The sequence below is a fragment of the Streptomyces sp. NBC_00057 genome, from assembly GCF_045041165.1.
GTDB lineage: Bacteria > Actinomycetota > Actinomycetes > Streptomycetales > Streptomycetaceae > Streptomyces.
In genome coordinates, this window is sequence record NZ_CP108256.1 from 6,798,057 (window position 1) to 6,811,613 (window position 13,557).

Consider the following 13,557-nt stretch of genomic DNA (forward strand, 5'->3'; position numbering starts at 1 on the left):
GCCACACCCGGCAACACCCCTAGCGGGTTTCGATCTGATGACCACCCGCTGTCGTACCCGGATGCGAGAGTGGACCCATGACCGGCACCCCACCGCCCTACGGCACCCCCGACCACCCCCGCGTCGCCGTCCGAGGCGAAGCCCGCCTCGAAGTCGACCCCGAGACCGCCCACATCGGCATCACCGTCAGCGCCCGCGGAAAAGACCGCCGCGCCGCCCTCGAAGACCTCACCCGACGCAACAACCACGTCCTCGAAATCGCACGGTCCTACGGACAAGCGGTCGAAAAACTCGAAACCGGCGCATTCTCCATCACCCCCGAACTCACCCAAAACGGCCGCGACGAAAAAATCCGCGCCTACCACGGACGCGTCCACGTCACCGCCGTCCTCAACGACTTCACCGCACTGGGCGAATTCACCACCCGCGTCGCCGACCTCGACATGACACGCGTCAACGGCCCCTGGTGGGCCCTGCGCCCCGACTCACCCGCCCACGCGAACGCCCGCCGCCAGGCCGTACGCGAAGCCGTCCAACGCGCCCGCGAATACGCCGACGCCCTCGGCGCCCACCTCACCGCCCTGGTCGAACTCGCCGACCTCGGCGCGGAGAACGCCGCCCCGGCCATAGCCATGCCCGTCGCACCCGGAGGCGTCCGAGGACGCGCGGCATACGGCGGGGCAGCGGTCGAACCCGCCCCGGCCCTCGACCTCGAACCACAACGCCAGACCGTCTACGCCCAGGTGAACGCCCGCTTCACCATGTCACCGCCAAAACTATAAAGAGGATGCTCATCCGAGCACCCCGCCGCACAATTCAACACTTGTCAATAACCCTTCACCCAAAGCTTGTTGGGTCGTCATACAGGGCCAAATATCTACCCGTAGGTAAGGTCTAGGCTCACACCATGCGCCGAGCAAAAATCGTTTGTACCCTGGGACCCGCCACCGACACATACGACCAGATCAAGGCACTGGTCGAAGCGGGAATGGACATCGCCCGCCTCAACCTCAGCCACGGCACCTACGCCGAACACGAAGAGCGATACCACCACGTACGCAAGGCCTCCGACGAGAGCGGACACAGCGTCGGGATCCTCGTCGACCTTCAAGGCCCGAAGATCCGCCTCGGACGCTTCCGCGAAGGCCCCGTACTCCTTGAACGCGGCGACAGCTTCACCATCACCGTCGAACCCATGGAAGGCGACCGCCACACCTGCGGCACCACCTACGACGGCCTCGCCACCGACGTCACCACCGGCGAACACATCCTCGTCGACGACGGCCGCGTCACCCTCGAAGTCACCGAGGTCGACGGCCCCCGCGTCCACACCACCGTCATCGAAGGCGGCATGGTCTCCGACCACAAGGGCCTCAACCTCCCCGGCGTCGCCGTCTCCGTCCCCGCACTCTCCGAGAAGGACATCGAAGACCTCCGCTGGGCCCTGCGCACCGGCGCCGACGTCATCGCCCTCTCCTTCGTACGCAGCGGACGCGACATCGAGGACGTCCACCGCATCATGGACGAGGAGGGCCGCCGCCTCCCCGTCATCGCCAAGGTGGAGAAGCCCCAGGCCGTCGAGAACATCGACGGCATCGTCGCCGCCTTCGACGGCATCATGGTCGCCCGCGGCGACCTCGGCGTCGAAATGCCCCTGGAGCAGGTGCCGATCGTCCAGAAGCGCGCGATCAAACTCGCCAAGCGCAACGCCAAGCCGGTCATCGTCGCCACCCAGATGCTCGACTCGATGATCGACAACTCCCGCCCCACCCGCGCCGAAGCCTCCGACGTAGCCAACGCGGTCATCGACGGCACGGACGCGGTGATGCTCTCCGGCGAGACCAGCGTGGGCAAGTACCCCATCGAGACGGTCCGCACGATGTCCCGCATCGTCGAAGCCGCCGAGGAGGACATCCTCGCCAAGGGTCTCCCGCCCCTGACCGACCGCAACAAGCCCCGCACCCAGGGCGGCGCGGTGGCCCGCGCGGCGGCCGAGATGGGCGACTTCCTGGGCGCCAAGTTCCTGGTCGCCTTCACCCAGAGCGGCGACACGGTCAGGCGCCTCTCCCGCTACCGCTCACCCATCCCGCTGCTGGCCTTCACCCCGGCCCCGGCCACCCGCTCCCAGCTGAACCTCACCTGGGGCGTCGAGACCTTCCTCGGCCCGCATGTGGACTCGACGGACGCGATGGTGGCCCAGGTCGACGAGGAGTTGCTGAAGATCGGCCGCTGCGAGAAGGGCGACATCGTGGTCATCACGGCCGGCTCCCCGCCGGGAGTCCCGGGTTCGACGAACCTGGTCCGGGTGCACCACATCGGCGAGGACGACAGCCCCAAGTAGGCCGGTCGTCAGTACTTCGGCCCGACGTGGGCGTCCATGAGCGCGACGGACGCCCGTCGGGCGACGGAGATGTTGTATCTATTGCCCGCGCGCGTGCAGTGCTTCCACTCGACGCCCAGCTTGTCGAGGGTGTCGGTGTAGAGCTGCCGGATGTCGTCCGAGACGTTGGTGAACCAGTACCGGGGATACTCGTACCGCTTGCGTACGCCGCCGACCATCCGGGTCGTCCAGTTCATGTTCCGGCAGCCGTCGGAGTGGACGAGTCCGCGGATGAAGTCCCAGGGGTGGGCGTCGATGATCTCCTGTTGCCAAGGTTCGAGGATGATGGGGCGTTCGTGCTTCTTGCCGGGGCCATGTTGTGGGAAGACGCACGTCCAGTGCTTCGTATAGGACTTGACCTCGACGCAGCCGTTTCTGTTGCGCCGTCCGGTGCGTGGCATGGGCATCACCCTGCGCATTGCCGACTCTGCTTCTTCGATCAGGCCGGGCCATGTGTTGCCGCAGAAGATCGACAGGTGGTGCTGTTTGGGCTTGGAGATGATGTGGCCGTCACCGAGGTAGAGCCCCAGTAGATACGCGTACGCAACGCGATCGATGCCCCGACCCGTACACGCGGGGCAGTCGGTGGGCTGCTCATATTGCACACCGCGTTGCTTGCGATCCTGGTGTAGCCACCAGCCGATTGTTCCGCGAGGAACGTTGAGGAGTTCTGCAACCGCTCGATTGGTGGAGCCACTCCGCAAGAGTGCGAGTGCTTCGTCACGTATCGATGGATTGTGCTGTTCCATGCAGTGGAGTCTCATGCGACCTTCGCTGGCGTGCGCCAGATTCGAAGGCGCGTTCACCAGCAAGAGTGAAGATTGCCAACAGCCATCTCGTCCTTGGAATCGAAGGGGAAGTGCCCCGAGTCGGATTCGAACCGACGCTGGATGGGTTTTGAATCCATGGCCTCTACCGCTGGGCTACCGGGGCCCCTTCGAAACGAAGGTTCTCGAAGAACCTTCGTGCCTCAAACATACCGTAACTAGGTAGGCTCTTGGCAGCAGTACCCCTGTCTTGATCAAGGAGCCCCCGTGACCGCCCCCGAGTCGCCCCAGCCCGCAGCCGACGACGACAAGTCGCACGTTCCGCCGCTGACGACCCGCGTCGTCATCGCCGAGGACGAGGCGCTCATCCGTCTCGACCTCAAAGAGATGCTGGAGGAAGAGGGCTACGCGGTCGTCGGTGAGGCCGGGGACGGTCAGAAGGCCGTCGAGCTCGCCCGGGAGCACCGGCCGGACCTGGTCATCCTCGATGTGAAGATGCCGATTCTCGACGGGATCTCCGCCGCGGAGAAGATCGCCGAGGAGTCCATCGCGCCGGTCCTGATGCTCACCGCGTTCTCGCAGCGCGATCTCGTCGAGCGGGCGCGGGACGCCGGGGCGATGGCGTATCTCGTGAAGCCGTTCAGCAAGAGCGACGTGGTGCCGGCCATCGAGATGGCGGTGTCGCGGTTCGCGGAGCTGAAGGCGCTGGAAGGTGAGGTCGCCGATCTCGCGCAGCGGTTGGAGACGCGGAAGCTGGTGGATCGGGCGAAGAGCATTCTGCAGACGGATTACGGGCTGTCGGAGCCTGCCGCGTTCCGCTGGATCCAGAAGACGTCGATGGATCGTCGGCTGTCGATGCAGCAGCTTGCCGAGGCGTTGATCGAGGATGCCGAGGAGAAGAAGAGGGCGGCGAAGGACGGCGACCAGTAGGCGCGCGTACGTGAGAGAGGCCCGCACCCCGGATCGATCGGGGTGCGGGCCTTGCTCGTATGGTCGGGCGGGGTTCAGTCCTCGCCGAGGTAGGCCTTGCGGACGGACTCGTCGTGGAGGAGGTCCGCGCCGGTGCCGGAGAGGACGATCTTGCCGACCTCCATGACGTGGCCGTGGTCGGCGAGGGAGAGTGCGGCCTGGGCGTTCTGCTCGACGAGCAGGATGGTGGTGCCCTGTGCCTTGAGTTCGACGATGGTCTCCATGATCTTCTGCATCATGATCGGGGAGAGGCCCATGGAGGGTTCGTCGAGCATCAGGAGCTTGGGCTGGCACATGAGGGCGCGGCCCATGGCGAGCATCTGCTGTTCGCCGCCCGAGAGGGTTCCGGCGGCCTGCTTGCGGCGTTCCCCGAGGATGGGGAAGAGGTCGTAGGCGCGCTGGATGTCCTTTTCGATGCCTGCCTTGTCGTTGCGGAGGTAGGCGCCGAGCTGGAGGTTCTCGGTGATCGTCAGCCGGGGGAAGATGTGGCGTCCCTCGGGGGAGTGGGCGAGGCCCAGGGAGACGATCTTGTGGGCCGGGATGTTGTTGAGTGGTTTGCCGTCGAAGAGGATGCTGCCGCCGACGGGCTTGAGGAGCCCGGAGAGGGTGCGCAGGGTGGTGGTCTTGCCCGCGCCGTTGGTGCCGATGAGGGTGACGACCTGGCCGGCTTCGACGGTGAAGGAGATGCCCTTGACGGCTTCGATCTTGCCGTAGGCGACGCGGAGGTCCTCGACCTCTAGCAGTGCGGTCATCGGGTGTCCTCCTCCTCGGTGCTGGTGGTGTCGGTGGCGTCGGCGGTGCCGGTGCTGTCGGCTGTCTTGGTGGCGCCTGCTTCGGCGGCTTCGACCTCGGCGACTTCTTCGGCGCCGGGGGCGCCTTCGAAGGGGGTGCCGAGGTAGGCGGCGACGACCCGTTCGTCGCTCTGGACGACGTCGGAGGTGCCTTCGACGAGTTTCTCGCCCTGGACGAGGACGGCGACGCGGTCGCAGAGGTTGAAGATGAACCGCATGTCGTGCTCGATGACGAGGACGGCGATGCCCTGGTCACGGATGGCGAAGATGAGTTCTTCGGTGACGCGGGTTTCCTGCGGGTTCATGCCGGCGGTGGGCTCGTCGAGGAGCAGGAGTCCGGGGTCGCTGGCCAGTGCGCGGGCGATTTCCAGCTTGCGCTGGTCTCCGTAGGGGAGGTTGCGCGCGAGGTGGTCGGCCTTGTCCTGGAGGCCGATGAACTCCAGGAGTTCCATGGCTCGTTCGCGGCTGGCGTGTTCGGCCCTGGTGAAGCCGGGGAGGCGCAGGAGGGCGGACCAGAGGCCTTCCTTGGTCCTGGTGTGGCGTCCGACGAGGACGTTCTCCAGGACGGTCATGTTGGCGAAGAGCCGGATGTTCTGGAAGGTGCGGGCGATGCCTGCCTGGGTGACGAGGTGGGGCTTGGGCGGCAGGACGGTGCCCTTGTAGCTGACCTTGCCCTCGGTGGGGACGTAGAGGCCGGTGAGGCAGTTGAAGAAGGTGGTCTTGCCGGCGCCGTTGGGGCCGATGAGGCCGACGATCTCGCCCGCGTTGACGGTGAGGTCGACGTTGCGTACGGCGGTGAGGCCGCCGAAGCGCATGGTGACGCCGCTCGCGTCGAGGACGGTGGTGGCGGTTTTCGTGGTGGTGGTCATGGTGGTCACGCCCCCGCCTTGGCGATGCCGGCGCCGGTCTCTGCGGACTGCCGTGGCTCCGGTACGTCGAGCTGGTCGGTCTCGTGGAATTCGAGCTGCTTCCTGCGGTCGGCGACCAGGCCTTCGGGGCGCAGACGCATCAGGAGGATGAGTGCGATGCCGAAGAGGAAGAGCTGGTAGTCCTGCATGAACTGCAGTTTGGCCGGGATGAGGTAGAGCAGTGCGGCGCCGACGAGGGGTCCGCTGAGGGTTCCCATGCCGCCGAGGATGACGGCGGCGAGGAGGAATGCGGAGTTGGGCGGTACGGAGCCGGCGAACTGGTACTGCTCGGGTGTCACGGTGTAGTTGACGTGTGCCTGGACGGTGCCGGCGAGGCCGGCGAGGGTGGCGCCGAGGGCGAAGGCCAGCAGCTTGAGGCGGAAGGCGTTGATGCCCATGGCGGTGGCTGCGGTCTCGTCCTCGCGGATGGCGACCCAGGCGCGGCCGATGCGGGATTCTCCGGAGCGGCGGAAGACGAGGACGACGACGGCGGTGAAGACGAGCATCAGCAGGTAGTAGTTGGCGGACCTGCCGAGGGTGAAGCCGAGGATGTCGTGCTTGAGCCCGAAGTCGAATCCGAAGAAGTTGAGGTCGGGGATGCTCGGGATGCCCTGGGAGCCGTTGGTGAGGTCGGGTCCGCTGTTGCCGTTGAGGTTGTTCACGGTGAGGCGGAAGATTTCACCGAAGCCGAGGGTGACGATGGCCAGGTAGTCGCCTCGTAGTCGCAGGGTCGGGGCGCCGATGAGTACGCCGAAGACGAGCGAGGCTCCGGCGCCGGTGAGGACGGCGGCCCAGAAGGGGAATTCGACGCCGATGGCCGACATGGTGGAGCCGGAGACCAGGGCGGCGGCGTAGGCGCCGACGCCGAGGAAGGCGACGTAGCCGAGGTCGAGGAGGCCGGCGAGGCCGACGACGACGTTGAGGCCGAGTGCCACGGTGCCGAAGATGAGGATGTTGGCGCCGATGAGCGCGTATTCCTCCTTCTGCTGTGTGAACGGGAAGCACACGGCGGCGACGAGGGCGGCGGCGAGGGTGATGTTGCGGTGCTTCGTGGTCAGCGCGGTGAGCCGGGAGACGAGTCCGGCCCGGTGGAGTGCGGCGAAGCCGAAGCCGACGGTGATGAGGAAGCCGATGAAGAGTTCGGTGTAGTCGGTGTCGATGCCGTAGGCGAAGACCTGGAGGCCGATGCCGAACGACACGACGATGATGAGGATCTCGGCCCACTCGGGGAGGGCTTTGGCGCGGGGCAGGGTGCGGTCGACCTTGCCGAGCCTGATGCTGCGGTAGAGCCAGACGAGCAGTGCGACCGAGCCCAGGCCGACGATCACGCCGAGGAGGATCAGGAGCGGCAGCTTCGCCCGGATCTTCGGGAGGGACGCCCGGGTCTTGCGGTCCAGCGGCAGGCCCAGGGCGCCGAGTACGGCGATGAGGGTGGCCGCCGCGGCGACGTATCCGCCGGGTTCCAGGTTGGCGAGGCCGCCGAGGTCCACCGCGATGGCGATGACGGTGAACCAGGTGGTGGCCAGTGTGCCGAGGGCCAGGAAGAACGTGGCGTTGTTGCTGCTCAGGGGGTTCAGCCAGCCGAGGCCTCGGATGCCGTAGCAGGCGATGGCGAAGACCAGGGTGATGATTGCGCTGATGAGGGTGAGGACTTGGAGACCGCCCGGGTAGCCGGTGACGGTGAGGTCGCCGGGGAATTCGGAGGTCCAGGTCCATGCGAGGAACGTGGAGGCGATGGTGAGCGCGGCGCCGATCGCGGTGATCGCTCGGGCTGCTGCCTGGGGCAGGGGGAGGACCGGTGTGATCTCGGTGTTGTTGTCGGTGGTCATCCGTATCACGCCCGATCCGCGACGCGTTCGCCGAGCAGGCCCTGGGGGCGGAGCAGCAGGACGATGATGAGGAGGACGAAGGCCCATACGTCCTTCCAGGCGCCGCCGCCGAAGAGTTCCATGCCGGGGACGTTGCTCATGTAGCCGGTGGCGAGGGATTCGGCGATGCCGAGTACGACGCCGCCGAGCATGGCGCCGTAGATGTTGCCGATGCCGCCGAGTACGGCTGCGGTGAAGGCCTTGAGGCCCATGATGAAGCCCATTTTGAAGCCGATCTGGCCGTTCTTGAGCCCGTAGGCGACGGCGGCGACGGCGGCGAACGCGGCACCGATGGCGAAGGCCATGACGATGATGCGGTCGGTGTTGATGCCCATGAGCTTTGCGGTGTCGGGGTCCTGGCTGGTGGCTTGCATGCCGCGGCCGGAGCGGGTCTTGGAGACGAAGAGCCCGAGGGCGAGCATGCAGATGGGTGCCGTGATGAGGACGAAGAGGTCACCGCGCTGGATGTGGGCGCCGAAGATGTCGATCGCTTCGCCCTTGAACTGGGGGAAGGAGCGGTCCTTCTTTGCGTCGGGGTACCACTTCCAGATGGCCTGCTGGAGTGCGAGGGAGAGTCCGATCGCGGTGATCAGCGGGGCCAGTCGGGGGGCGTTGCGCAGGGGCCGGTAGGCGAAGCGTTCGGCGGCTGTGCTGACGGCGACGGAGCATACGACGCCGCCGATGATCATGAGTGGGATGATTGCGAGGAGGGAGACACCGGCCGGCATCCAGAGGTACACGGTGAGAGCTCCGAAGCCTCCGATCATGAAGATCTCGCCGTGGGCGAAGTTGATGAGCTGGATGATTCCGTAGACCATCGTGTAGCCGATCGCGATGAGACCGTACATCGCGCCGAGGATGAGTCCATTGGCCAGCTGTTGCGGCAGTTCGTTCACCGCAGGGCCTCCGTGGAGTGGTTCGGATATGGCACCGCGCGGGAGCGCTGGTAGCGCTCCCGCGCGGTCTGGTGTCAGTCAGTGCGTGTCCGGGAGGGCACGGGTCAGGGCTTGTAGACCTCGCTGAGCTTGGAGGTCCACTTGCCGCCGTCGACCTGGTAGGCGGTCATCATGGTGTTGGTGGTGTCGCCGTACTCGTCGAAGGAGACGGGGCCGGTGACGCCGTCGAACTTGACCTTGCTCATGGCGTCGAGGACCTTGAAGCGGGCGTCGTTGTCGGGGAGCTTGCCGTTGTTCTCGGCGACGGCGAGCTTGACGGCCTCGATGATTGCCCAGGTGGCGTCGTAGGTGCCGCCGCCGTATGCCTCGTAGGCGTCCTTGTATCCGGCCGTCTTGTAGTCCGCGATGAACTTCTTGGCGGAGTCGAGTTCCTCGACGGGCTTGCCGACGGAGGTGGCGATGTCGCCCTGGGCCTTCTTGTTGAGCTTGATGAAGTCGGCGCTGTACATGCCGTCGCCGCCCATGAGGGGGATCTGGACGCTGTCCTTGAGCTGCTGGCTCAGGGGCGCGCCGGCGGGGTACTCGCCGCCGTAGTAGACGGCCTTGGCGCCGGACTTCTTGACCTTGGTGACGACGGCGTTGAAGTCGCGGTCGTCGGGGTTGACGTGGTCGGTGCCGACGATCTTGCCGCCGAGGGTGGTGAAGGTGTTCTTGAAGGAGGCGGCGAGACCGGCGCCGTAGGGCTTCTGGTCGTCGATGAGGTAGACCTGCTTGATCTTCGCGTTGTTGAAGAGGTACTTCGCTGCGAAGGCGCCCTGGATCTGGTCCGTGGTGGCGGTGCGGAAGTAGGTCTTGTAGGGGCGCTTCTTGTCGCCGGTCTTCCAGTTCTCGCCCTGGGTGAGTTCGGTGCCCGTGTTGGCGGGGGAGACCTGGGTGAGGCTGGCGTCGTTGAGCGGCTTCTGCATCGACTGGGAGACGCCGGAGTTCAGCGGGCCGACGACGCCGAGGACGGTGTCGTCGTCGATGAACTTCTGGGCGTTCTGCTGGCCGACGGAGGGCTGTGCCTGGTCGTCGAGCGGCTTGACCTCGAACGTGATGCCGGGGACGGTCTTTTCCTTGTTGGCCGTCTTGACGGCGAGCTCCGCGGAGTTCTTGATGCCGAGGCCGAGGGCGGACAGGTCGCCGGTGATGGGCGCGTCGACGCCGATGACGACGGTCTGGGTGTCGCCGCTGCTGCTCTTGTTGCTGTCGTCGCGCGACCCGCAGGCGGTGAGTGTCAGTGCTCCTGTGGTGAGCACTGTGGTGAGGATGAGCAAAGAACGGTGTCGCACGAAAGGTCCTTTCCCTGGCGCGGCCTCCTCTGCTTGAGGTGCCGTGTCGTTCGCCGGGCCGTACTGGTTGGTACAGGGCCGTGCTGCAGACGCGCCCGGCGGCGCGGTGACTGGCGGTGACTCTAGGCGCAGGTGTGGGGGTCCGGGATGGGTCCGCCGCAGGATGTGACTGTCTTGTTATGCCCTTGAGCAAGGCTTGAGGTGGCTGTGCGGACATGTACGGCTTTTTGCCGGTCGATGAAATGACCGCATCGTGAGAACGCGCAGCTCTGCTAAGGGGCTTGAGCGATCTTGCTGCTGTCGCGCGTCGAGGGGCGAAGAGGGCGTTATGAGGGCACGACGAGCCGCCCGGCGCCTGAGGGGCCGGGCTCGGAGTGCTGCGCGGAGGCGTTTGCGCATTGCACGCTTGTTACGCAGTGTTACATCGGGGGTGATGTGGTCGACGCGGTGTTGTGTGCGCGGGGTGTGTGCCAGGTGTGGCCGGGGTGCTGAGTTGGCCATACAACCAGCCGCACGGTCAAGGGCGTTGGCCGGTTCGATTGCTCAACAACGCTTTGTGCGTGGGTGGTTGTGGGCGGGAATAACGCTGCCCGGCCGGAATGCGGTCCGGCCGGGCAGTGGTGTAGGGGTGTCGCGCGGTGTGTTTCGGTCGGTCAGGCGGCGCTGGCCTGCGGTGCGTCGCGGAGCATGCAGGTGAGGCGGGCGGTGCAGACCCGCTTGTCGTGCTCGTCGGTGATGACGATCTCGTACGTGGCGGTGGAGCGGCCGCGGTGTACGGGGGTGGCGACGCCCGTGACGAGTCCGCTCCGTACCCCTCGGTGATGGGTGCAGTTCAGGTCGACACCGACAGCGAGCTTGGTGGTGCCGCCGTGGAGCATGGAGCCGACCGAGCCGAGGGTCTCGGCGAGGACGGCGGAGGCGCCGCCGTGGAGCAGCCCGTACGGCTGGGTGTTGCCCTCGACGGGCATGGTGCCGACGACGCGGTCCGCGGAGGCTTCGACGATCGTGACGCCCATCCGTTCGCCGAGGTGGCCGGCGGAGAAGAGCGCGGGCAGGTCGATGCCGAGTGCGGCGTACTCGTCGATGATCTCCTGGGGGAACTTGGGTGTGGTGTGCTCGCCCATGGGGTCCGGCTCCGATCGTCTGCGGTGGTTCATAGCTTTATTGCTGTGTGCATCGTTCTTATCAGACGACTGAGCGAACGCTTAGTGGGTTGTGGTACGGATTACCTCTCGGCGGTCCGCCCCTGGGCTTTCTGCCCCTGGATGTTCTCGAAGCGCACGACGACGGACTTGCTGGCGGGGGTGTTGCTGGTGTCGGCGGTGGAGCCGAGGGGGACCAGCACGTTGGTCTCCGGGTAGTAGGCGGCGGCGCAGCCCCGGGCGGTCGGGTAGTGCACGATGCGGAAGCCGGGGGCGCGGCGCTCCACCCCGTCCTTCCATTCGCTGACGAGGTCGGTGTACGCGCCGTCGGCCAGGCCGAGGGTGCGGGCGTCGTCGGGGTTGACCAGGACGATGCGGCGGCCGCCTTTGATGCCGCGGTAGCGGTCGTCGAGGCCGTAGATGGTGGTGTTGTACTGGTCGTGCGAGCGCAGGGTCTGCAGCAGCAGCCTGCCTTCGGGGAGTTCGGGGTACTCGACGGGTGCGGCGGTGAAGTTGGCCCTGCCGGTTGCGGTGGGGAAGCGGCGCTCGTCGCGCGGGGCGTGCGGGAGGGTGAAACCGCCGGGGTGTGCGACGCGGGCGTTGAAGTTCTCGAAGCCGGGGACGACGCGGGAGATGCGGTCGCGGATCGTCGCGTAGTCCTTCTCGAACTCCTCCCAGGGGGTGGCCGATCCGGGGCCGAGGACGGCGCGGGCGAGGCGGGCGACGATGGCGGGCTCGGACAGCAGATGCGGGCTCGCCGGGGTGAGGTTGCCGCGCGAGGCGTGGACCATGCTCATGGAGTCCTCGACCGTGACGAACTGCTTGCCGCTCGCCTGGACGTCCTTGTCGGTACGGCCCAGCGTCGGCAGGATCAGTGCGCGGGTGCCGGTCACGGCGTGCGAGCGGTTGAGCTTGGTGGAGACATGGACGGTGAGGCGGGCGCGGCGCATCGCTGCCTCGGTGACCTCTGTGTCGGGGGTGGCCGCGACGAAGTTGCCGCCCATGGCGAAGAAGACCTTGGCGTCGCCGTCGCGCAGGGCCTGGATGGAGCGGACGACGTCGTAGCCGTGGTGGCGTGGTGAGGTGATCGAGAATTCCTTGTCGAGCGCGTCGAGGAATTCGGGTGCGGGACGTTCGAAGATGCCCATGGTGCGGTCGCCCTGGACGTTGGAGTGGCCGCGGACGGGACAGACTCCGGCGCCGGGACGGCCGATGTTGCCGCGCAGCAGAAGGAAGTTGACGACTTCGCGGATGGTCGGCACGGAGTGCTTGTGCTGGGTGAGGCCCATGGCCCAGCACACGATGGTGCGCTTCGAGGCGAGGACCATCGCGAGGGCCTTTTCGATGTCGCCGCGGTCGAGGCCGGTGGCGGTGAGGGTCTGTTCCCAGTCGGCTTCGCGGGCCGCGGCCACGAACTCCTCGTAACCATGGGTGTGGTCCCGTACGAAGGCTTCGTCGACGGCGCTCTCGGTCTGAAGGATCATCTTGTTGAGGAGCCGGAAGAGGGCCTGGTCGCCGCCGATACGGATCTGCAGGAAGAGATCGTTGAGTGCGGCGCCCTTGATCATGCCGAGCGGGGTCTGCGGGTTCTTGAACCGCTCCAGGCCGGCCTCGGGCAGCGGATTCACCGAAATGATCTTCGCGCCCGCGGATTTGGCCTTCTCCAGGGCGGAGAGCATCCGGGGATGGTTCGTGCCGGGATTCTGCCCGGCGACGATGATCAGGTCCGCCTGGTGGAGGTCCTCCAGCGAGACGCTGCCCTTGCCGATGCCGATGGTCTCCGTCAGTGCCGAGCCGGAGGACTCGTGGCACATGTTGGAGCAGTCGGGGAGGTTGTTGGTGCCGAACTCGCGGGCGAACAGCTGGAGCAGGAACGCCGCCTCGTTGCTGGTGCGCCCCGAGGTGTAGAAGAGGGCCTCGTCGGGGGAGGCGAGCGCGCCCAGCTCCTCGGCGATGATGCCGAAGGCCCGCTCCCAGGTCACCGCCTCGTACCGCTCGGCGCCTTCGGGGAGGTACATCGGCTGGGTGATCCGCCCCTGCTGGCCCAGCCAGTACCCGCTGCGCGAGGCGAGATCGGCGACCGGGTGCGCGGCGAAGAAGTCGGGGGTGACACGGCGCAGCGTCGCCTCCTCGGCGACGGCCTTGGCGCCGTTTTCGCAGAACTCCGCCGTGTGCCGCTTGTCGCCCTCGGGCCAGGCGCAGCCGGGGCAGTCGAAGCCGTTCTTCTGGTTGACCTTGAGGAGGGTCTGCGCGGTGCGCCGCACGCCCATCTGCTGCTGGGCGATGAGCAGGCTGTGCGCGACGGCCGGCAGTCCGGCGGCGGCGTACTGCGCCGGCTCGACCCGCGGCGCATCCTGGACCGGGTCACCTGTGGGCGGCTTCGTGGCCATTTCGCGCTCCCCTTTGAGCAACTGCGTACCTGCGCGGTGCGCTGTACGCGGTGATGCGGTACGTGTTCCTTGCTCGATCCTGTCACGAGGCACCGACAGAGCGTCCGGCGTGCCC

General features: G+C 66.8%; 11 protein-coding genes and 1 tRNA gene. 3 read left to right on the plus strand and 9 right to left on the minus strand.

All coding sequences use genetic code 11. The features are described from left to right. The first annotated feature begins 77 nt into the window (after positions 1-77). Both OG953_RS32005 and pyk read left to right on the plus strand, forming a co-directional pair. On the plus strand, positions 78-782 hold the full coding sequence (locus OG953_RS32005; protein WP_405688710.1) for an SIMPL domain-containing protein: 705 nt from the start codon (positions 78-80) through the stop codon (positions 780-782). Positions 783-907: 125 nt separating this feature from the next. Beyond that, positions 908-2,341, plus strand: a complete 1,434-nt coding sequence (gene pyk, locus OG953_RS32010) for a pyruvate kinase (RefSeq protein ID WP_405688712.1) — start codon at positions 908-910, stop codon at positions 2,339-2,341. Between the two features lie 8 nt (positions 2,342-2,349). Here pyk and OG953_RS32015 read toward each other — a convergent pair whose 3' ends face one another. After that, positions 2,350-3,129, minus strand: a complete 780-nt coding sequence (locus OG953_RS32015; RefSeq protein ID WP_405688714.1) for a helix-turn-helix domain-containing protein — start codon at positions 3,127-3,129, stop codon at positions 2,350-2,352. A 111-nt stretch (positions 3,130-3,240) separates the two neighbouring features. Next, positions 3,241-3,313, minus strand: a tRNA-Leu gene (locus tag OG953_RS32020). A gap of 101 nt (positions 3,314-3,414) precedes the next feature. On the opposite strand from OG953_RS32020, the gene OG953_RS32025 reads away from it, so the two are divergent. Next, the gene (locus tag OG953_RS32025; protein ID WP_405688715.1) at positions 3,415-4,077 is read left to right on the plus strand and encodes an ANTAR domain-containing response regulator; all 663 of its coding nucleotides are present in this window, start codon (positions 3,415-3,417) and stop codon (positions 4,075-4,077) included. Positions 4,078-4,151: 74 nt separating this feature from the next. On the opposite strand, the gene OG953_RS32030 is transcribed toward OG953_RS32025, so the two are convergent. The 7 genes from OG953_RS32030 to OG953_RS32060 form a co-directional block, all read right to left on the minus strand. Beyond that, complete coding sequence (locus OG953_RS32030) at positions 4,152-4,868, minus strand: ABC transporter ATP-binding protein (RefSeq protein ID WP_382898625.1); 717 nt, start codon at positions 4,866-4,868, stop codon at positions 4,152-4,154. Beyond that, on the minus strand, positions 4,865-5,776 hold the full coding sequence (locus tag OG953_RS32035) for an ABC transporter ATP-binding protein (RefSeq protein WP_405692179.1): 912 nt from the start codon (positions 5,774-5,776) through the stop codon (positions 4,865-4,867). The genes OG953_RS32030 and OG953_RS32035 overlap by 4 nt, the downstream gene beginning before the upstream one ends. 5 nt (positions 5,777-5,781) lie before the next feature. Beyond that, entirely contained in the window at positions 5,782-7,644 is a 1,863-nt protein-coding gene (locus OG953_RS32040) for a branched-chain amino acid ABC transporter permease (protein WP_405688717.1), read from the minus strand. 5 nt (positions 7,645-7,649) lie between these two features. After that, positions 7,650-8,579: a branched-chain amino acid ABC transporter permease gene (locus OG953_RS32045; protein WP_405688718.1), complete on the minus strand. Its 930-nt coding sequence runs from the start codon at positions 8,577-8,579 to the stop codon at positions 7,650-7,652. Positions 8,580-8,683: 104 nt separating this feature from the next. Further along, positions 8,684-9,895 (minus strand): branched-chain amino acid ABC transporter substrate-binding protein, encoded by a 1,212-nt coding sequence (locus OG953_RS32050; protein ID WP_405692180.1) that lies wholly within the window; start codon positions 9,893-9,895, stop codon positions 8,684-8,686. Positions 9,896-10,563: 668 nt separating this feature from the next. Next, on the minus strand, positions 10,564-11,034 hold the full coding sequence (locus tag OG953_RS32055; RefSeq protein ID WP_405688719.1) for a PaaI family thioesterase: 471 nt from the start codon (positions 11,032-11,034) through the stop codon (positions 10,564-10,566). A gap of 101 nt (positions 11,035-11,135) precedes the next feature. Next, on the minus strand, positions 11,136-13,442 hold the full coding sequence (locus tag OG953_RS32060; RefSeq protein WP_405688720.1) for an FdhF/YdeP family oxidoreductase: 2,307 nt from the start codon (positions 13,440-13,442) through the stop codon (positions 11,136-11,138). Between the last annotated feature and the right edge of the window lie 115 nt (positions 13,443-13,557).